This window comes from Streptomyces sp. NPDC086777, from assembly GCF_040702065.1.
Classification (GTDB): Bacteria; Actinomycetota; Actinomycetes; order Streptomycetales; family Streptomycetaceae; genus Streptomyces.
The window spans coordinates 47,304-66,518 of sequence record NZ_JBFBJI010000037.1; the positions used below are offsets into that span (position 1 = coordinate 47,304).

A 19,215-nucleotide genomic window follows, 5' to 3' on the forward strand; every position below is an offset into this window, starting at 1 on the left:
ACCGCGCTCCGGGTGTGCGGGTCAGGCCGCCTCCGGTCCCCAGCAATACCCCTCGCGGGTTTCGCCGTACGGACGCAGCAGCGGTTCCAGCTCCGTGCGCACGAGTTCGGCGTCGGCCGGCGGGAGGGTCAGCGAGGCCCGCCGCATGCGCACGCTCCAGGTCGCTGGGTCGGGGAAGACGGACAGCCAGGGCACCAGGTCACGCAGGACCAGACCCTCACGGAACGGAGCCAGGCCCGACACCTTCAGACGGCAACCTTCGGAGTAAGAACGCTCGTTGAAGACCACTGGCCCGTCCAGAACGCGTACGGGACTGGCGATCGTCGCCCGGCCGATGACCCGTCCCAGGTCCCGCGTCGGATTCCGGAAGCATCCGCGCGTGGTGTAGAGGAAGACCTCTTCCCCCTCCTCCAACGCGCGCGCCGCCTTTGACCGGCCATGCCGGAAACGCCATCCGCTGCTCGGTGATCACCCAGCTCAGTGTGGTGCGGTCTCCGATGATCAGCAGGTGCGCGGGGGCATGCGGTCACTTTAGCGGCCTCGCTCAGCCGGTCCCGGACTCCCAACGCATACACAGTTTCGAATAGTGGGAATCTCGCAAACGCGTTGACAGTGCTAACAGAGAATCCTCATGCTTGAGGTGCCAACAAAGCGCATCAGTAGGCCGCGTGGCCCCTCCTGCCGCGCCCATACACCGAGGAACGACCATGACCGATCAGCCTCCCGCGTCCCTGCGCGATCTCCTCCTCGACCGTCTGCACCACTCCGGCCTCGCGCCCGAGGTACAGGAGCTCCTGCATGAGCTGGTCCCCGACGAGGCGGCCAGGAGCAGCGGAGGGCGAGCCGGACCCGTGCAGCTCCGGTCCATCACCGCGGCGGGCTGGCGCGGCATCGGTCCGCGGACCACCCTCGAACTGCCCCCCGGGCCCGGCCTGGTCGTCGTGGCGGGGCCGAACGGCTCCGGCAAGTCGAGCTTCGCGGAGGCCGCCGAGACCGCGCTGACCGGCCGCAACTCCCGGTGGGACGGGCGGCGGGCCACCGACTGGCAGAAGGGCTGGCGCAACCTGCACAGTCCCGACGCCACCCCCGAGGTCTCCGTCGTGTTGTCCGTCGGCGAGCAGGGTGAAACCGTCACCTTGCGGCGGACCTGGCATGGGCCCAAGGTCGACGAGGCCCGCACGCGGGTCGAGGGGGCGGACGGCTCGGAGCGGAAGCTGGAGGAGGCCGTCGACGCCGAGGCGCTGGATCTCGCCCGGCCCTTCCTGCCGTACAGCGAACTCGGTTCGATGATCAACGGCACGCTCGGCGGGCTGCACGACGCCTTCTTCAAGCTCCTCGGGCTCGAACTGCTCGCCGAGCTGGACGGCCGGGTCAAGGACGCCGTGAGTGAGTGCAAGCAGACGGTCGATCGCACGGACGCGCTCACCGCGCGGCTCCTCGGCGATCTGGGCGCGCTCGACGACCCCAGGGCCCGCGAGGCGGTCCAGGCGCTGTCGGGAGCGAAGCCCGATCTCGGCCGGGTGCGTGCGCTGCTGGAGAGCCGTGCTCCCGCCGCGGAGGCGGAACTGGCCCGGCTGCGGCGGCACGCGACTCTCACCGGGCCGGACCTGGCGGAGGTCGGTGGCGCTGTCGCCCGACTGCGGGAGGCCGCCGCGCGTGCGGAGGAGGCCCGGTACGGCACCGCCGAGGAAGCCCGCCGCATGGCCCGGTTGCTGGAGGCCGCGATTGAGCACCAGCGGCGCTCCCGGAACACGGACTGCCCGGTCTGCGGAGCCGAGAACCGGCTCGACCGGGAGTGGGCCGAGCAGGCACGGGCGGAGGTGGAGCGACTCCAGACGGCCGCCGCGGACGCCGAGGCCGCCCGGCAGGAGGTGGCGGTCTCGGTTCGGGCCGGACACGGCCTCGTACAACCGGTCCCGGTGTGGCTGCGGGGCGAGCCCTCCCCGCTTGCGGCGGTGTGGCAGGAGTGGACCCGGTGCCGGGACATCACCCACCCCAGGGAGCTGGCGGACCGCATCGAGCGTGCCGCTGCCGAGCTGGACGACGCGTGCCGGCAGGTGCGGGAGGAGGCGGCCCGGCGGCTCGCCGAGCACGACGGTGCCTGGCAGCCGTTCGCCGTACGGCTCGCCGAATGGCTGGGCGCTGCGGAGGCGAAGGAGGCCGCACTCGACCGGGGCAGGCACGCGCGCAAGGCGCGGACCTGGCTGCGGCCGATCATCGACGAACTGCGGGACGCGCGGCTGCGGCCCTTCGCCCGGCGGTCCCAGGAGGTGTGGCAGCTGCTGTGCGAGCACAGCAGCGTCACGCTCGGATCCGTCACCCTCGCCGGCACCCCCGGCCGCGGCAAGGTCCTCCTCGACGTCTCCGTGGACGACATGTCCGCGCCCGCCTACAGCGTGATGAGCCAGGGCGAGCTGCACTCCCTGGCGCTCTCCCTGTTCCTGCCGCGCGCCACGCATGCCGACAGCCCGTTCGGCTTCCTCGTCATCGACGACCCCGTGCAGTCCATGGACCCCGAGAAGGTCGAAGGTCTGGCCCGGGTGCTCGACGCCTGCGCCCGGGACAGGCAGGTGATCGTTTTCACCCATGACACCCGACTCCAGCAGGCTGTCGCGCACCTCGGCATCAAGGCGACCATCCTGCGCGTGAGCCGCCAGACCGACTCGGTGGTGGGCGTGGAGACTCTCACCGACCCGGTGGAACAGGCTCTCGCGGAGGCGCGGGCCATCTCCCTGGACCCCAACCTGCCGCAGGCCGTGGCCGATCACGTGCTGCCCGCCATGTGCCGGGTGGTGGTGGAGGCCGCCTGCCTGGAGACGGCGCGACGCAGGCTCCGCGACGAGCAGGGACTCGGGCTGCGGGCGGTCGAGGAGCGCGTCCAGTCCCTCGATCGCACCAAGTCGTACGTGTCCCTCGCCCTGCTCGGCGACGAGCAGCAGCACGCCCGTGCGGCCGTCGAGCGGATCTGTCCCGGCGGCTGGACGCTGATCGAGACCTTCAACTCAGGTGCTCACACGTCCCTGCCGACCGTCGACGACCGCAGGAGTCTCGTCCGCCGGACCAAGGCGCTCGCGACGGCCATCCGGTGCGGCACCGGGAGTCAGAACGCCGGGGGTGCCCGGTGAAGGCGTCCCCGGAGACCCTCGTGACCGCCGCCGCCCGTCTCCTGCTGTGCGAGCCCGGCACCGTGAACACCCTTGCCCCCGGCCTGCGCGCCCGTGCCGCCGCGGTCCTGCTCCGCATGGCGCTCGACCAGGCCCTGGACGCCTACTGGCAGCGGGTCACTCCGTCGATGACGCGGATCGGCAAGCACCGGATGCTGTGCCTGGAGTGGTACGCGGGACACGACACCGCCCGCCGGTGCCGTACCACCTGGTCGGCGCTGAGCGCGGCATGCCACTACCGCACGTACGAGCTGCCCCCGGCACCGGCGGAGATCCACACCCGGTTGCTGGAGGTCACCGCCCTCCTCGCGGCCCTGCGCGCCGGACCGGACACGGCTTCCGTCCCGACGTCGGCAGAGACCTGAGTGCGGGTGCCGCACCTCAGTACACGGCCCGCCCGGGGAGTCCACTGTCAGCGGCGCCCCTTATCGTTCTGGTCAACGCACGGTGCATGAAATGGGGAAAATGTGACCATGGCCGACGACGGCACGCCGTACCCCGAGTTCCGGCTGAGGCTGCCCAACGGCGGCCCCGAAGCCCGGGGACGGCTGTTGACCGAGAAGGGGACGAACGGGAGCCAGAAGTTCGTCGTCCTGGCCGGCTCTCCCGGCCGGTCCGAGGTGGTGCCCTCCTTCCCCGTGCGCATGCCGTCGTCCTACCGGCTGAGGCAGCGGCTGATCGACGAAGGGGTCCTGGCGGAATCGGCCGACTGGCCCGGCTGGCTGGAGACGACGCGGGACGTCGAGTGCAACTCACCGTCGGCCGCCGCCGAGATCCTGGTCGGTCGCAGTGCCAACGGTTGGCTGGAGTGGAAGACCGCCGACGGCCATCCGCTCTCCGACTACCTCGACCAGGTGTGGTGGGGACCCAGCCGGGCCTGGCTGGTACGCGGCTCCAACGTCTCCGGCCTCGATCTGGTCCGGCGTGTGTGGCTGCCCGAAGGGCTGGTGACCCTGCGAGCACGTCACCTGCGACAACGTGTCGAGCAGGGCATCAGCAAGGACCGGCTGCGCGCCGCCGTCGAGGAGGACTACGCCTCCACCGCGACGTACAACCAGAAGGTGCAGCTGGTCGAGGAACTGCACATGTTCCTGTCCCGGATGCGGCCCGGCGACACCATGTGCACCATCTCGGGCGGCCGACTGTACATCGGCAAGATCACCGGAGACGCCGCGCAGCTCACTCCCGAGGACGGCCCGTCGGATCTGCAAAGGGCAGTGGACTGGGCGGAGGACGGGCACGCGTACGAGGACCTGCCCGAGGCGCTCCAACAGAAGCTCTCCGCACAGCATGACGTCGTCGATCTGACCGCGGTGAAGGACCTCATCGACGGTCTGGGGATGAGCGACGAGGACCTGATCGAGGAGGCCGAGGCCGCCGATCGTGACCCGAGCGTGGAGATCCCCGCGCTCACCGCCCGGCGCGAGCTGGAGCTGCCCGAGCCCACGGACGAGTTGGCCGGCGAACTCCTGGTGCACGACGCCGCCTGGCTGCGCGAGGTGCGTGATCTTCTTTGGGACGAAAGGCAGTTGGTGCTGTACGGCCCGCCCGGGACCGGCAAGACGTATCTCGCCCTGAAGCTGGCCGAGTTCCTCGGCGGCGGGCCCGAGCAGGTCAAGCTCGTGCAGTTCCACCCCTCGTACGCGTACGAGGACTTCTTCGAGGGGTTCCGGCCGCAGGAGGACCCGCAGAGCCGGGAGGTCGCCTTCCGGCTCACCGCCGGCCCGCTGCGTGAACTCGCCGATCTGGCCTCGCGCGAGGGCAACCGGCACATCCCGCACTTCCTGATCATCGACGAGATCAACCGCGCCAACCTGGCCAAGGTCTTCGGCGAGCTGTACTTCCTCCTGGAGTACCGCAACAAGTCGGTCCGGCTGACGTACTCCGGTGACGACTTCGCGCTGCCGCCCAATCTCTTCGTGATCGGCACCATGAACACCGCCGACCGGTCGATCGCCCTCGTCGACGCGGCGATGCGCCGTCGCTTCGCCTTCGTCGAACTGTCCCCGCGCACCGAGCCGACGAGCGGGCTGCTGCGCCGCTGGCTCGCGCGCGAGGGCCGCGCCGCCGAGCCGGCCGACCTGCTCGACGCGCTCAACTCCCGTATCGACGATGCCGACTTCCGTATCGGGCCCTCGTATCTGATGAAGGCCGGTGTCTATCGGGAAGGCGGCCTCGAGCGGACGTGGCGGACCAAGATCCTGCCGCTGCTGGAGGAGTACCACTACGGGGAGGGCGTGGACATCGAGAAGCGGTACGGTCTGGCGGCTTTGCGGGACTCGCTCGGGTGACGCACGTCATCGAACTCGTCGAGCACGCACCGGCGGTAGGTGTCGCGCTGCCGGACGCGGTCGGACGGGCACTGGCGGCCGGGGACGTCGTGGACGCGGCCCCCGATCCGGATGTCCCGGGGCGCTGGTCCCTGCGGGCCGGCAGCAAGGTCGGTGCCGTGGCGGTCGCGGTACCGGGCGGCGACGGGCCGGTGACCGTACGCGTCGCCCCCAAGGTCTCCATCGCCCGACTGTTCTTCCTGCTCGGGTACAGCCTCGCCCCGAAGGGCGGCTGGCGAGACGGGGAAGTCGAACTCACCGAGCATCGCGATCTGCTGCCCGCACTCGCCCATGCCGTGGAACGGCAGATCGACCGGGCCCTGCGGCAGGGGCTCCTCCAGGGGTACCGGGTGACCGAGGAGACATCCCTGGTCGTCCGGGGCCGCATCCGGGAAGCCGAGCAGATACGGCGGCGGTTCGGGGCGACACTGCCGGTGGAGGTGGAGTACGACGAGTTCACCACCGACATCGCGGAGAACCGCCTGCTGCGCGCCGCCGTCGAGCGCCTCCTGCGGTTGCCCGGCGTACCCCACGACGTGCGTCGCGGACTGCTCCACCAGCGCGCCCGCCTGGCCGATGTCACGGTGATCGTGCGCGGTCGGCCGCTGCCCGCCTGGCAGCCGAACCGGCTCAACGCGCGCTACCAGCACGCCCTGCGTCTCGCCCGAGCGGTCCTGGAGAACGCCTCCGTCGAGCACGCGCCCGGCGGACTGCACGTCGACGGGTTCCTGTTCGACATGAACAAGCTCTTCGAGGACTTCGTGACGGTGGCGCTGCGGGAGGCGTGCCGTGGCCTTGGACACTCGGCGCGACTCCAGGATCCGCATCACCTTGACGAGGCGGCGGCGATCCGCATGAGGCCCGATTTCGTGCTGTACGAGCCGGGCGGTGCCCCGTGCGCCGTGGTGGACGCCAAATACAAGGCCGAGAAACGAGACGGTTTCCCGGACGCCGACCTTTACCAGATGCTGGCCTACTGCACGGCCCTGGGCCTGCGCGAAGGCCACCTGGTGTACGCCAAGGGCAACGCGCCGCACGCGGCCCACACGGTGCGGCACGCGGGCATCGTCATCCACCAGCACGCCCTCGACCTCGACCAGGAACCCTCCGGGTTGCTCTCGGACGTGGAGAAGGTGGCCGCCCGGCTGGTGAACACTCAGCGCGTATGATCGACTGCCGAGTGTCCGTTCAGGGTGGGGAGGGCGCCTCGTGCCACAGCTTGCGTTCGCGAACAGCTTCTGGGAGAGCTACGACGTCCTGGAGCGGCCCGTCAAAGCCGGCGTGCGCAAGGCGATGCAGAAGTTCCAGCAGCTCACCGTCCCCGAACTGCAGGCGGACAAGGGCCTGCACCTGGAGTCCGTGGAGAACGCCCGCGACCGTCGCATGCGGACCATCCGCATCAACGACTTCTGGCGAGGCGTCGTCCTCGCCCCGGACGACGGCAGCGACGTCTTCCTACTCGTCAACGTCGTCCCGCACGACGACGCCTACACCTGGGCCGCGAAGCGGCTGTACACGACGAACTCCGCGACGCGGGCCCTGGAGGTCCGCAACGTCGCGGCGATCGAGCAGCTGACCCCGGCCCTGGAGAAAGCCGCCGCGGTCGCCGACTCACTGCTGTTCGCGAAGTACTCCGACACGGTGCTGCGCGAACTCGGCATCGACGACCAGGTGCTGAGGGCGGTGCGGACCATCGTCGACAAGGCGCAGCTGAGGGCCTTCGAGACGCTGCTGCCGGAGGACCAGTGTGAGGTGCTGCAGTACCTGGCCGAGGGGTTCAGCCCCGAAGAGGTGTACCGGGACGTGGTCGCCGTCCGGCGGCCCATGGACGCGGGGCCCGACCCGGACGAAAGCCTGGCCGCCGTCATCGCCAACACCACGAGCCGCATAACCCTGGTCACCGGCCCCGACGAACTCGCCGACATCCTGGAGAAGCCGTTCGCGGCCTGGCGGGTGTTCCTGCACCCCTCGCAGCGCCGCGTCGCCTATCGGGTGTCGTACGGCGGCCCGGTACAGGTCACCGGCGGCCCGGGGACCGGCAAGACGGTCGCGGCACTGCACAGGGTCAAGCACCTGCTCACCCGCTCCCCGGACGCCCGCGTCCTGCTCACCACCTTCACCAACGCCCTGGCCGCGTCGCTGCGGGAGAACCTGTCCGTCCTCCTGGACGACGACGAGTCGCTGCTCACCCGCGTCGAGGTGACCACGGTCAACGCCTACGCACACGGCATCGTGACCCGCCTCGACGGCCGGGCGCCCTCCCCGATCGGCGACCGGGAGGAACGACAGGTGTGGCAGCGGATCGTCAAGAAGCTCGGCCTGCGATGGACGGAGCAGTTCCTGGCCCAGGAGTACCGCCACGTCGTCCTCGCCCAGGACCTGCGCACCCTGGACGACTACCGTGCGGCCTCCCGGCGCGGTCGCGGCAGCGCGCTGTCGCCGACCAGGCGGGAGCAGCTGTGGCCGGCCGTCGAGCTGTTCGAGTCCCTGCTGTGCGATCAGAAGGCCACCACCCACCTCAAGGTGTGCGCCCGCGCGGCCGAGCTCCTGGCCGCTTCCTCACCCACGCACGACCACGTCGTGGTCGACGAGGCACAGGACCTGCACCCGGCCCAGTGGCGTGTCCTGCGCGGCGCGGTGGCGCCCGGCAGCGACGACCTGTTCATCACCGGCGACCCGCACCAGCGGATCTACGACTCGAAGGTCTCACTCGGTTCGCTCGGCATATCGGTGGCCGGGCGCACGCATCGCCTGCGCATCAACTACCGCAGTACGGAAGAGATCCTCGCCTGGTCGACGGACATCCTCACTCCGGTGTCGGTCGACGACCTGGGCGGCGAGGGCAGCGACACCCTGGCGGGCTACCGGTCGCTGCTGCACGGCCGCAGGCCGCACGTGGACGGGTACGGGTCGGAGCAGACGGAGATCGCGGCGCTCGTCGAGCGCGTCGAGAACTGGATCGCTCAGGGCATCCGACCGTCGGAGATCGGCGTGTGTGCCCGTTTCAACGTGCTGCTCGACAAGGCGTACGACAGGCTGGCCGCGGCCCGGGTACCGGTGGTCCGGGTCAGAGACAATCCGGGGCCGGGTACGGACGGCGTACGGCTGGCCACCATGCACGCCATGAAGGGGCTGGAGTTCCGTTGCGTCGCCGTCCTCGGTGCGACGGCGAGCGCGCTTCCCTTCGCCCGCGAAGTGACGCCGGCCTCCGTGGACGCGCTGCAGCACGACTCGGACCTGCTCCGGGAGCGATGCCTGCTGTTCGTGGCGTGCACACGGGCGCGGGAGGCGTTGGCGGTGTCGTGGAGCGGGACAGCCAGTCCGTTCGTTCCGCAGCCGTAGTGACAGTCTGTCCTGGTGATACGACGGAAAATCACTCTTCGGGTGAGAGGGCCCCGTTGCCGAGCCCGTCCCTGGCGAGTGCAGCCGCCTGCTTGCTGAGCTCGGCCACCCTCCGCGCCCGCTCCTCGAACTCCTGCAGGGCTCGGAACGCCGCCCCGTACCGGCGTTGCTCGGCGATGTCCATCTGTGGGATGCGGGCGCCCTTGCCGTCGAGCCGGTAGGTTCCGCTGGCGCTCGTGGACCGCCGGGCGTTCGCCGCGCTGCGCAGAAAGCCCTGGAGGTAATCGGTGTCGAGCTGATCGCTCACCGAGACCGGCTCGGGAGCGCCGTACTCGATCAGCCCGGCTCGCGCGAGGTCGGCGACACTGACGGACGGACCGTCCAGGGCACTTGCACCGGCGCCCGCCGTCAAAGCGGGCAACAGGTCGGCCAGCAGCCGCACCTGCTCCGCCAACTCCTGCCGCAGAGCCTGGTACTCCGTCGTGTAGTCGCGGTGGGACTCCTCGACGTGACGGCCGGGAGTGAGATCCACGGCGTCGTCGAGCAGTTCGATCAGAGGTACGTCCGCCGTCTGGTCGGGCCCTGGCTCCAGTGAGCCGTCCGGATCGTTCGCCGTCAGATCCACCATGCGCACCTCGGCCACGGCATCGTCCGGGGACTGCGGGCGACGCAGACGCCAGAGATGCACGGGGAGCGCATGCGAGGCAGCGGTCCCGGGTGGGAGGGCGATGACGTCTGTGAGGATGCCGCGTCTCACCAGCTCGGCCCGGATACGGCGACCGGCCTTGCGGTAGGCGACGGAGGCAGGCATGACCATGAGGACGCGGCCGCCCGGCGCGGTGTGCGCGTAGGCGTGCTGCAGCCAGGCGAGTTCGCCTTCGGCACGCGAAGGCGTACCGAGCTCCCACCGGGGATCGAGGAGCAGGTCCTCGCGTCCCCAGTCGGTGGTACCGACGGGCGGATCACAGACGACGAGATCGGCCTTGAGGTCCGGCCAGTGGTCGTCGCGCAGGGAATCTCCGATGCGGACGTCGACGCCGGAGCGTCCCGTGAGATCGGCTCGCAGCTGCGCGAATCGAGCACTGCGGGCGTCGGCCTCCTGACCACACCGTGTCGGCCCCCGTTCGGGTCCGACGGTCAACAGGAGCGTTCCGATACCGCACGCCGGGTCGAAGAGGGTCGCATCAGCGGGCACTTCGCCAGCGAAGTGCCGCACCGCCTGGACGACACGTGGCGAGGTGACCTGGTCGGACCCCGCCCGGCGCACGGAGTCGGTGAAGCGTTCGGTAAGCGCGTTCACCACGTCACCCGGTGATCCACTCTCACCGAGTTGTCTGGCCAGTCGTACGGCATCCGTCGGCAGTGCTTGCGGGGCCTCGCCCTCGACACCGGCGAGCAACTGGGCGACATCGGCGAGCCCGCCGACCATCTCGTCGCCGTAGGCCGCTCGCAGGGCCTGCCACAGCTGCACCTCCACGGAGATGTCCTGGCCCTTGCGTTGCTTGTCCAGCCACATCTGTACCGCGGCCAGGTCGAACAGCGGACTGTTCACACCGCCGCCTGCAGGTGCCGGAAAGTCCTCATACCTCCGCCGCCAGTTGGAGACTGCGGCACGCGTGACACCGGCGAGCCTGGCGATCTCAGAGCCGGTGACAAGCGGTCCACCGACTGGCGGGGGGGGATGGTCTGCCATGCGCGTCACCGTACACGGATCCTATGACTCAATCAATCATGAGAGCACGTTGACGATGTACACGTACCTACTCCAGTCGCCTGGGCATACAACGTGGGGTTCCGCAAAAGCAGAAGCCACCCGCGCCAAGAGCTCGCTACTCACTCCAACCCACACCCAGCCTGGGCGGCCTCCTCTGCCCCCCTCCCCACCCGCTCGAAGATCCGGCCCAGGCGGGCGGAGGAAGTCAGCCATGCGCGCATGTCCACGAGCTCGCTCACGGTGCGGGCGAGAGGGTCCACCCCCGATGGAGCGCGGCCGGGCCGACGCATCGCGAGCACCGGGATCCGTGCCGCCTCCCCCGAGCGGCACGGGGCAGCCGCTCGCCCGCAGCAATCGATTCGAACGCCACTCGGCTGGCCACTGTCGGATCCCAGCCAATGCCTGACGTTCTGATCCCAGGTGATGCTTGACGGCGGACCTCCGCCCTCGACGCCGACCTGACGCACCCGCGCACCATCTACCTGCGGGAAGACACCGTGTGCCAGGCCCTGGATCAGTGGATCGCCCGAGCCTTCGCCCCCGACCGGCTCTCCGGCACCATCGAAGCCCTCACTCACGCGAGCGCCGCAGCAAGCACCGCCGAGCCCTACACCCCCGAGCAGGCCCAAGCACGCCAGGCGATCAAGGAATGCGAACGCCGGCTCGCCCGTAACCAGGCGGCCCTCGACGCCGGAGCCGACCCAACCGTCGTCACCAGTGGATCAACGAGGCCCAGCGAGACAAGGACGCGGCGCAGAAGAAGCTCGACACGCACCCCGCCGTCCCCCGGAAGAAGCAATCCCCGCTCAATGCGCGACAGATCCGGCAGATCACTGAAAGCCTTGGAGCCATTGCACAGCGCATCCAAACCGCCGCCCTCGAGAAGAAAGGCCCGCTTTACGACGCCCTGGGCATCACCATCAGCTACGAACACGCAAAGAGGACCGCGACCGTAAGGTCGAGGCCCTCATCACCGTATCGTCAGTGGTTGTGTGTCCGAGGGGCGAGTCGACCACTGACGATACGGCCGTGGCGGCGCAAGGCAAGCTCTGCTTCTGAAACCGACGTGCGCCAAGAAGCAGGGGTGTCGGGCAGTGACCGATCAGGTCAGGACGAGTTCCAGTACGGTGACCGAGAGCGGCGGCACGGTACTGGTGAAGGACGCTGCCGCGCCGGTCACGGTGCTCGTCCCGGGCACCAACGTGTCGGGGTCCGTCAGCGTGTTGGTCGTGGCGCGCGAGGGGCCGGTCAGGACCGTCGCGGTGGCACGCCTTTTGACCCCCTTCACCAGCCCCTTCAGCTCGACCGGCACGTTCACCTTCTCCGTCCCGCAGTTGACGACCGCTAGGTAGAGGCGGTTCCTGGAACGGGTGGCCACGGTGGCCAGACCGGGCAGCGCACGCGCCGTGGCCGGCAGCACCGTGTTGCCGACCCTGCTCGTCAGCATGTGCTGTGCCCAGTAGCTGGGCGACACGTAGCTGGTCAGGTTGTCGTAGGCGATCAGGTTGGTGGCCCAGACGTTGTTCTTGACGTGGGAGAAGAGCGGCGCGTAGCACTCCATGAGGACCTGGTCCGAGTTGCGGATCAGCCCGGCCAGCCAAGCGGCGTCGCCGAGTGCCGCGTTGAGGTCGGGTGTGGGGCGGCCCTCCTGCGCGGCCCACTCTCCGACGAACACCTTGGTCGAATTGCGGTGCCGGTTGTCGTACTTGTGGGTGGAGGCCTGGGCGGCGGACGGCGCGAGGTAGTAGTGCTCGTCGATCAGGTCCGGGGTGCGGCTCGTCACGGACGTCGTGGCGATCAGCTTCAGATGCGGGTACTTCTCCTTGATCGCGTCGTAGAAGGCAGCGAACCGCTCGTTGTAGGACCCCGAGGAGTCGAACCAGTCCTCGTTGCCGATCTCCACGAACTCCAGCGGGAACGGCTCCGGATGTCCGTCGGCGGCACGTCGTGCGCCCCAGGCGCTGGCGACAGGACCGGTGACGTACTCGATCTCGTCGAGTGCGTCCTGGACGAACGGCCCGAGCGCGTCGCCGGTGATGTGTTCACCCTTGAGCGAGTAGCCGGCGTAGACGGCGAGAACTGGCTGGGCGTGCATGTCCTCGACCCATTGCAGGTATTCGAGGAGTCCGAGGCCGTCCGTGGACCAGTAGCCCCAGGCGTCGTCCATGTGGCCGGGGCGCTCCCAGACCGGACCGATGGTGTTCTTCCAGTTGAACCGTGTCGCAATGGTGTTGCCCTCGAGGAAGTTTCCGCCAGGGAAGCGCAGGAACTTCGGCTTCAGAGCGACCAGTTTGTCCATCAGGTCGATGCGCAGGCCGTTTGGCCGGTTGTTATACGTGGGCGGGAAGAGGGACACGTGCTGGAGCCACAGGGTCTCGCCCGCGGCCTCGGGGTCGGCCGTGGTGACGGTCAGCCTTGCGTCACCGACGACCGGGGTGCGCGAACTGGTGCGCAGGGTCAACTCGAACGGGCGGCCTGGGAAGGCGGTGCCGATGTGGGGCACGTGGGCGGATGCGTACACCATCGCGCCGTCCGCCGACTCGATGGCCACCGTGAGCGGGCCGATGCGTCGCGACGCCTTGGCGAACAGACGGGCGGTGTAAGTGGTTCTGGGCCGCACGGGTATGCCCCAGAAGCCGTCGTTGGCGACGCCGGCCCGGTTTCCGGCGCCGGTGCTGCTGGACAGCACCACCTTGAGGGAACGGTCGAGTGCGGCGTTGAGCGGGGCGGCGGTGTCGAGGGCGAGGGTCGTTCCGCCGACGGCGGACCAGTAGACGGGCGACGTGTCGCTGGCCATCATCGAGCGGTTCTGCACCAGCTCTGCGTAGATGCCGCCCTCGCCGGAGTGGTTGATGTCCTCGAACATCAGGCCCGGAAGGATCGGCGACACGGCATGCGCGGGGGTGCCGACGTCCACGCTCAGCAGTGGCGTCGTGGTCTCCACCGGGACGCCGGCCAGCGCCGCGATCTGGTCGGAGGTGAGGACGGACGGGAACATCCACACGTCGTCGATCAGGCCGTGCCACTGGTCGACGTGCCCACCGCCGTAGAGTGCACGGCCGATGGCGGTGTCGCCGCTGCCGGCCCAGCCCGCGGCGTAGGCGGTCTCCCCCTCCAGAACGCCGTTGACGTAGAGGCGAATGACACCGGCGGTCGGGTCGCTGACGCCGACCAGGTGGGTCCAGGTGTCGGTGGTGGGTGCTGAAGCGGCGGCCGCCACCGCGGCACTCTGAGTAGCGTCCGAGTCGAGCCGGGCGAAGGCGAAGGTGCCGGTGTCGTCGCGCAGCCCCAGGTAGAAGGCGCTGACGGCCTTGCCGTCGATGCTGACGGCGGTCTGATAGCCGCCGAGTTGAGCGAGGTTGACCCAGGCGCCCACTGAGAATGCCTTGGAGGTGTCGAGGGCCGGCCCGGACGCCGTGGCGTTGCCGCCGGCCTTGAGGCTCAGGCTGTGGGTGCCGACCTTGCCGGTGTCCCAGCCGGCCGCGCCCTGGATCGCCGCGGTGCGACCGTTGCCGGAGGAGTCTGCGGCGGAGGTGCCGGAGCCTTCGTCGAAGGTCCAGTGGGCGGCTGCGGCGGGAAGGTCCGCGGCAGTGGAGCTCGGGGTTGTGCCGGTGAGTTCGGCGGCCCTGGCGGGAGCGGCGGCGAAGGTCCCAGCGAGGGAGGCGGCGCCCAGGACGGTGAGGACGGTTCTGCGCGGCACTCCGGATTCTGCAGGCATGCGGCTCATTCCTTTGTGACAGACCGTTGCGTTGCGTACCGGCCGGAATAGGGCAGCCCGTCGAAGACGCCAACCGGCCTTGTTCGACATCTCGCACAGCGATCGGTACTTCGAGCAGCAGTGATCCTAAGGTGTCGGCTAGGTCCGTCAATACCCCTCGTACGGCTTGCCGGGACACGGGAGCTTGAAGCCGTCGACGCACTTCCCCGCTTCGTCGGCATTGCAGCTCATCAGCGACCTGCCGCGTCCGCCGACTCCTCATCGGGCATTCACTTCGCAGCTCACCGACGGTAGCCCCCACAGCTCCAGCGTGCCGCTGACCAGGTCCGCCATGAACTGGGCCACCCCGCCCTCGTAGTGCCACCAGTCGCCATTGCGTGAGGCAACCGTGACCGTCCACTCCTCCGGCCCTTCCCCACCGGTGCTCCACAGGAAGACGTCACCCTCGTTCGACGTCGACCACGGCAGCAGGCCGCCCGGCGCGGGATACGTGTGCATGGGGACGGTCAGGTCGGCGTACCCGAGCCACTCGTCGATGATTTCAAGCTCCTCGCGTGCGCCCTTCAGCCAGAGATGCTCATGGCCGGAGGCAGGCCCTCCGAAGGCCATGAAGTCGCCGAGTTCGAACGCCGGAAACAACTCACACAGCAGCTTGTAGTCGGCGGGCAAGGGCAGGCCCAACTTCGCTTCCAGCTTTGACCAGTCGAGGTCCACTGGTACCGCGAAGCGGAGTGCGGCAAGGCCCGGCACAGCGCGCTCCAGCTCCGCAACCGCTTCAGCGGCATCCGTCAAACGGCGGAGCGGCTTCTGAATACCAACGAGATCATCCACGGCATCAGACTGCCAGAGCAGCACCTCGTGCCCCGCAGACTCCCAGAACTCGGGGTCAAGAGAGCCTCGTCCTTCAGCGTCTTGACCTGCGGAAAGCGGGCCGTGCGAATTCGCATCATGGTGCCCTTGGACTCCCGGTCGGCGACCTGCCCCTGCAGCAGGGCCGCCAGATACTCCTCGTGGGACCAGTCCTGGTCGCGGGCCTGGTCGGCCAGCTCCTCCCAGAAGGCGCCGATGGTCGGCATCTTCAGCACCCGGGTCAGATAGGACAGCATCGATGGCATGCCGTCCTTCGGCCTGCTCGCCGCGGCGGCCGGTTTGGGCTTCGTGGCTGTACTCCCGTATCACTTCGCTTTCGTGGACGGCGGATTGAAGGCGACGCCGAACAGGGCGTCGTAGTCGGGCAGGGCCCACAGTGCGACGGTGCGCCCGTCGATGTGGTGGCGGACGGCTGCCTGGCGTCGTTGGCGGTCCAGCGCGAGGGCCTCGCGCATCTTCCCGGCGGTGGCCGCATGGACCGGATCGGTGATCACGGCGCTGTCACGTTGGCTGACCGGGTGGGATGATCTTCTGGTTGATCACGCTGGGAGGGGTCGTCCGTGGGGAGCGCGTCACCGTCGTACAGGGGGCACCGGTACCCGGTCGAGGTGATCTCGCACTGTGTGTGGCTGTACTTCCGCTTCCCGCTCAGCTTCCGCGAGGTCGAGGAGCTGATGCTCCAGCCAGGCGTCATCGTCTCCTACGAGACAGTGCGCCGCTGGTGCGCCAAGTTCGGCCAGGCATACGCGAACGGACTGCGCTTCTTCCGCCGCCTGATGAAGAAGACCCAGGCGGTGCCGAGGGTGATCATCACGGACAAGCTGCGTTCCTACGGCGCCGCCCACCGCGAAGTCATACCCTCCGTCGAGCACCGCTCCCACAAGGGACTGACCAACCGGGCCGAGAACAGCCACCAGCCCACCAGGCAGCGTGAACGCGCGATGAAAGGCTTCCGCTCCGTCGGAGCGGCCCAGCAGTTCCTGTCCGCATTCAGTGGCATCTCACCCCACTTCCGGCCCCACCGCCACCTGATGACCGCATCCCAGCACCGAGCCGAGATGACCATCCGCCTCGCCATCTGGGACCACGTCACCGGCGCTGCCAGCCGGCCCACCACGGCCTGACCACAGGCCCGGACCGCGGGCCCCACCACGCCCCGACACGCCATCAGACACCCACACACCCAACAACGTGACAAGGCCTATGCGGGAGCTGGGCATAACGCTGCCCTGTGACCCTGGAGGACAGGAGCGCAAGGGGGACTGCACGAAGGGACCTGGGAGACCGGGAGCTGACGTGGCGTCTCCCGTCCCGGCCCGGGCGGCGCAACGGTCTTCGACCACGGACTGTTGTCGGCGGTCGGCATCGATTGGGTTCCTCGGCTTCGCCTGCGGCCTGGGCGGACTCGTCGTCGGCTACCTGCCTCCAACCTCCTCTGCCCGGCTCCTCCCTGCGCTTGCTCCTCCCCGCTGTCACCACCCCGCCCGGGCCGCCGCCTCGTCGTTGGCGGGGATGCCCAGCCGGTCGGCCATGGTGGTGAGGGCCGTTCCCAGCGGGAGCGCGACCCGGGTGAGGGCGTGCTGGTCGCCTCGAGTCGGGTCCCGGTTGACGATGAGTACCGGCTTCCCGGCCTGGGCCGCCTGGCGGACGAACCGGAGCCCGGACATCACTGTCAGTGAGGAGCCCAGGATCAGCAGCGAGGCCGCCTCACGGACCAGGTTGCGGCAGTGCTCGACCCGTTGCGGCGGAACGGCTTCGCCGAAGAACACCACGTCCGGTTTGAGGATGCCGCCGCAGATCGTGCAGGGCACCACGTGGAAGTCCGCGACCTGTTCGTCGGTGAGGTCGGCGTCACCGTCCGGATTGATTCCGGCGGTCACCGGCGCGTAGCCCACATTGGCCTCCTCCAGGCGCCGGGCGAGCTCGCGGCGCGGGCTGAACGCGCCGCAGGAAAGACAGACGACCCGGTCCAGGCTTCCGTGGAGTTCCACGACGCCCTCGCTGCCGGCGGCCTGGTGCAGGCCGTCGACGTTCTGGGTGATCACACCCGAGAGCAGGCCGTGCCGCCCGAACGCGGCTACGGCCCGGTGCCCGACGTTGGGGCGGGCGCGACGGAAGGTGCGCCAGCCGAGGTGGCTGCGCGCCCAGTACCGGCGTCGGGCCTGGGCGCTGGCGGTGAAGTCCTGGTAGGTCATCGGCGTGTGCCGGGTAAGGCTCCCGCCGTCGCCCCGGTAGTCGGGGATGCCCGACTCCGTGGAGATGTCCGCCCCGCTGAGCACCAGTACACCGCCGGTGCTCAGCGCATCGGTGACCGGCTCCAGATCCGTGGTGCCCGGCGGCAGGTCCTCGGTAGGGGTCCAACTCAGAGTGGGGCGCATGCGCACGCCGCCAGGGTACGGAACAGGCTGCAACCACCCGCTTCCGCCGGCGATGGCGCCGTTGGCTCGGAGCGGGGCATCCCGCGCGTGCCGCTGCGCCCCGGCCGCGCGTCATCGCCGCCCGCGTTCTTACCGCCTGGCACCGCGAGCGGCCGGAATCCCGGGGCAGAACACCTAATCCGTCCGGGTGGCGGCGAGGTGGGCGTCTACGGCGACGACACCGTCTACGCCCTGGCAGAGGCCCACGACCGCTGGGACGAGACGCGGTTCCGGGACGTGACCGCGCAGGGTGACGACACCGTCCCGGACCTCGACCGCGACGGTGCCCTCGTCCAGGCCGAGGATGCGCCCCAGGACGTCCTGCTCGATCTCGCTGCGGATCTCGACGTCTGAGCGGATGAAGGCGTCGAGCAGGTCGCTGCGGCTGATGATGCCGGTGAGGAGTCCGTCGTCGCCGACCACCGGCAGCTGCTTGACGTGCCGCTTGCGGAGTTCCCGTGCGGCCCGGGGGATCGTCCAGTCGGCGCGGGCGGTGAAGACGGGGCTGCTCATGAGCGCGCCCGCGGTCCGGGCCCGGGCCTTGCTCCAGGCGCGCTCGTCGTCCCCGTCCTGCCCCTGCGGATCAGGCAGGCCGGTCTCGTGCCGCAGCACGTCGGCGGCGGACACGACGCCGACGGGGGCGCCGTCGTCGTCGACAACCGGCGCCGCGACGATGTCGTTCGCGTCCAGCAGGGCGGCGACCTCCTGGAACGGCGTGTTGGGGCGGAGGGTGAGGACCTCCTCGGTCATCACGTCACCGACCTTGCGGCGGTGCAGCATGGCATCGGCCTCCTCCGCTTTGCGACGGGGCGGCCGTGGTCGGACCGCCCGAGCGGACGACGCGCGGCGCGCTGGCCCCTGTGGCCTTGCTGGCTCGTCCACGCCGTCTTTCCTACCCATGACAGCACCGCGCCGCTCCGGCGACCACTGATGTTCGGCCTGGCGGGGAGGGCCAGCGGTCCCGCAGGGAGGTGGACAGGCTGGTCAAGCAGAACATCGCGAAGCAGGTGAGCGACCGGCCGCGCACCTACCAAATGGCGGCGCGGCAGGCTGACGCGTAACCCCGACCAAGGCGAAAGCGAACCGGGCTGATTCCCACGGGGGTGGGGAACCAGCCCGGTTGCCGTGTGAGTCTCCCACACCAAGCGGACGGCGGTGTGGAAGGGCGGGGGCTCGGTTGCGGAGTGGCTGAGCACGTTTGTGGCCGTGGTGTCGGTGGGCATCGCCGTATACGCGGCGTACTGGGCCCGCCAATCCGCACGCGGCACCTCCGCGCACACGGCGTACGACCTGGCGCGCACCCTGCACCCGGATCTTACGACCGGGGCGACCGCCCGGGCCCTGGATGCGCTGGAACACTTCCGCAACGACACCCGCTACCGCGAGAGCGGCGGGCGGTGTGGCGGGCCAGTCCCAGTTCACGTCCGATCGCGCTGATCGTCCATGCCTGGGCCAGCAGGTCTTGGACTGCCCGGTAGCGCTCCCGCGTGCGAGTGACCAGCCACTTCACGGCACCTGCGTCCGGGTTGAGGGCGGCATCGGGTACTGCCACTGGCGTAGGCCCGCGTTGCTGCGGCGACGGTGGTATCAGGCAGGACCGATGAGTGATCACGGGCGCGTTCGACCACGTGGGCCAGGTTGTCCCACAAGTGCCAGGCAT

13 protein-coding genes and 1 pseudogene are annotated in these 19,215 nt (G+C 69.6%); 6 read left to right on the forward strand and 8 right to left on the reverse strand.

Annotated features, from left to right (window positions below; all coding sequences use genetic code 11):
• Window positions 1-21: 21 nt before the first annotated feature.
• Window positions 22-243, reverse strand: a complete 222-nt coding sequence (locus AB0472_RS36345; protein ID WP_366363062.1) for a hypothetical protein — start codon at window positions 241-243, stop codon at window positions 22-24.
• A gap of 464 nt (window positions 244-707) precedes the next feature.
• Here AB0472_RS36345 and AB0472_RS36350 point away from each other — a divergent pair, with 464 nt between their 5' ends.
• From AB0472_RS36350 to AB0472_RS36370, 5 genes are all read left to right on the forward strand, one after another.
• The gene (locus AB0472_RS36350; protein WP_366363064.1) at window positions 708-3,125 is read left to right on the forward strand and encodes an AAA family ATPase; all 2,418 of its coding nucleotides are present in this window, start codon (window positions 708-710) and stop codon (window positions 3,123-3,125) included.
• A gap of 20 nt (window positions 3,126-3,145) precedes the next feature.
• Window positions 3,146-3,529 (forward strand): hypothetical protein, encoded by a 384-nt coding sequence (locus AB0472_RS36355; RefSeq protein ID WP_366363066.1) that lies wholly within the window; start codon window positions 3,146-3,148, stop codon window positions 3,527-3,529.
• Between the two features lie 108 nt (window positions 3,530-3,637).
• A complete protein-coding gene (locus tag AB0472_RS36360) occupies window positions 3,638-5,455 on the forward strand; it encodes a DUF4357 domain-containing protein (protein WP_366363068.1) in 1,818 nt (605 codons plus the stop codon).
• Complete coding sequence (locus AB0472_RS36365; RefSeq protein WP_366363069.1) at window positions 5,452-6,663, forward strand: restriction endonuclease; 1,212 nt, start codon at window positions 5,452-5,454, stop codon at window positions 6,661-6,663. The genes AB0472_RS36360 and AB0472_RS36365 overlap by 4 nt, the downstream gene beginning before the upstream one ends.
• Window positions 6,664-6,703: 40 nt before the next feature.
• Window positions 6,704-8,836 carry a UvrD-helicase domain-containing protein gene (locus AB0472_RS36370; RefSeq protein ID WP_366363071.1) on the forward strand — a complete coding sequence of 711 codons (2,133 nt, stop codon included), beginning with the start codon at window positions 6,704-6,706 and terminating at the stop codon, window positions 8,834-8,836.
• A 31-nt stretch (window positions 8,837-8,867) separates the two neighbouring features.
• Here the strand turns inward: AB0472_RS36370 and AB0472_RS36375 are convergent, their stop codons facing one another.
• The 5 genes and pseudogenes from AB0472_RS36375 to AB0472_RS36395 form a co-directional block, all read right to left on the reverse strand.
• Window positions 8,868-10,529: an N-6 DNA methylase gene (locus AB0472_RS36375; protein WP_366363072.1), complete on the reverse strand. Its 1,662-nt coding sequence runs from the start codon at window positions 10,527-10,529 to the stop codon at window positions 8,868-8,870.
• A 1,123-nt stretch (window positions 10,530-11,652) separates the two neighbouring features.
• Window positions 11,653-14,268 (reverse strand): LamG-like jellyroll fold domain-containing protein, encoded by a 2,616-nt coding sequence (locus AB0472_RS36380; RefSeq protein ID WP_366363074.1) that lies wholly within the window; start codon window positions 14,266-14,268, stop codon window positions 11,653-11,655.
• Window positions 14,269-14,526: 258 nt separating this feature from the next.
• Complete coding sequence (locus AB0472_RS36385) at window positions 14,527-15,099, reverse strand: SMI1/KNR4 family protein (RefSeq protein WP_366363076.1); 573 nt, start codon at window positions 15,097-15,099, stop codon at window positions 14,527-14,529.
• Complete coding sequence (locus AB0472_RS36390; RefSeq protein WP_366363078.1) at window positions 15,057-15,383, reverse strand: ATP-binding protein; 327 nt, start codon at window positions 15,381-15,383, stop codon at window positions 15,057-15,059. Before AB0472_RS36390 ends, AB0472_RS36385 begins: the two co-directional genes overlap by 43 nt.
• Before the next feature lie 60 nt (window positions 15,384-15,443).
• Window positions 15,444-15,632, reverse strand: a pseudogene (locus tag AB0472_RS36395) (hypothetical protein); the annotation flags it as partial.
• A gap of 66 nt (window positions 15,633-15,698) precedes the next feature.
• Here AB0472_RS36395 and AB0472_RS36400 point away from each other — a divergent pair.
• Complete coding sequence (locus AB0472_RS36400) at window positions 15,699-16,262, forward strand: DDE-type integrase/transposase/recombinase (protein WP_366363080.1); 564 nt, start codon at window positions 15,699-15,701, stop codon at window positions 16,260-16,262.
• A gap of 348 nt (window positions 16,263-16,610) precedes the next feature.
• On the opposite strand, the gene AB0472_RS36405 is transcribed toward AB0472_RS36400, so the two are convergent.
• Together AB0472_RS36405 and AB0472_RS36410 are read right to left on the reverse strand one after the other, a co-directional pair.
• On the reverse strand, window positions 16,611-17,516 hold the full coding sequence (locus AB0472_RS36405; protein WP_366363105.1) for an NAD-dependent protein deacetylase: 906 nt from the start codon (window positions 17,514-17,516) through the stop codon (window positions 16,611-16,613).
• A gap of 174 nt (window positions 17,517-17,690) precedes the next feature.
• Window positions 17,691-18,335 (reverse strand): CBS domain-containing protein, encoded by a 645-nt coding sequence (locus tag AB0472_RS36410; RefSeq protein WP_366363082.1) that lies wholly within the window; start codon window positions 18,333-18,335, stop codon window positions 17,691-17,693.
• Window positions 18,336-19,215 lie beyond the last annotated feature (880 nt).

What these genes read in the sequence shown, in the direction of transcription:
- AB0472_RS36375 (WP_366363072.1), bottom strand. Translation starts at nt 10,529, where the DNA reads ATGGCAGACCATCCCCCCCCGCCAGTCGGTGGACCGCTTGTCACCGGC.
- AB0472_RS36410 (WP_366363082.1), bottom strand. Translation starts at nt 18,335, where the DNA reads ATGCTGCACCGCCGCAAGGTCGGTGACGTGATGACCGAGGAGGTCCTC.
- AB0472_RS36360 (WP_366363068.1), top strand. Translation starts at nt 3,638, where the DNA reads ATGGCCGACGACGGCACGCCGTACCCCGAGTTCCGGCTGAGGCTGCCC.
- AB0472_RS36350 (WP_366363064.1), top strand. Translation starts at nt 708, where the DNA reads ATGACCGATCAGCCTCCCGCGTCCCTGCGCGATCTCCTCCTCGACCGT.
- AB0472_RS36380 (WP_366363074.1), bottom strand. Translation starts at nt 14,268, where the DNA reads ATGCCTGCAGAATCCGGAGTGCCGCGCAGAACCGTCCTCACCGTCCTG.
- AB0472_RS36390 (WP_366363078.1), bottom strand. Translation starts at nt 15,383, where the DNA reads ATGCCATCGATGCTGTCCTATCTGACCCGGGTGCTGAAGATGCCGACC.
- AB0472_RS36405 (WP_366363105.1), bottom strand. Translation starts at nt 17,516, where the DNA reads ATGCGCCCCACTCTGAGTTGGACCCCTACCGAGGACCTGCCGCCGGGC.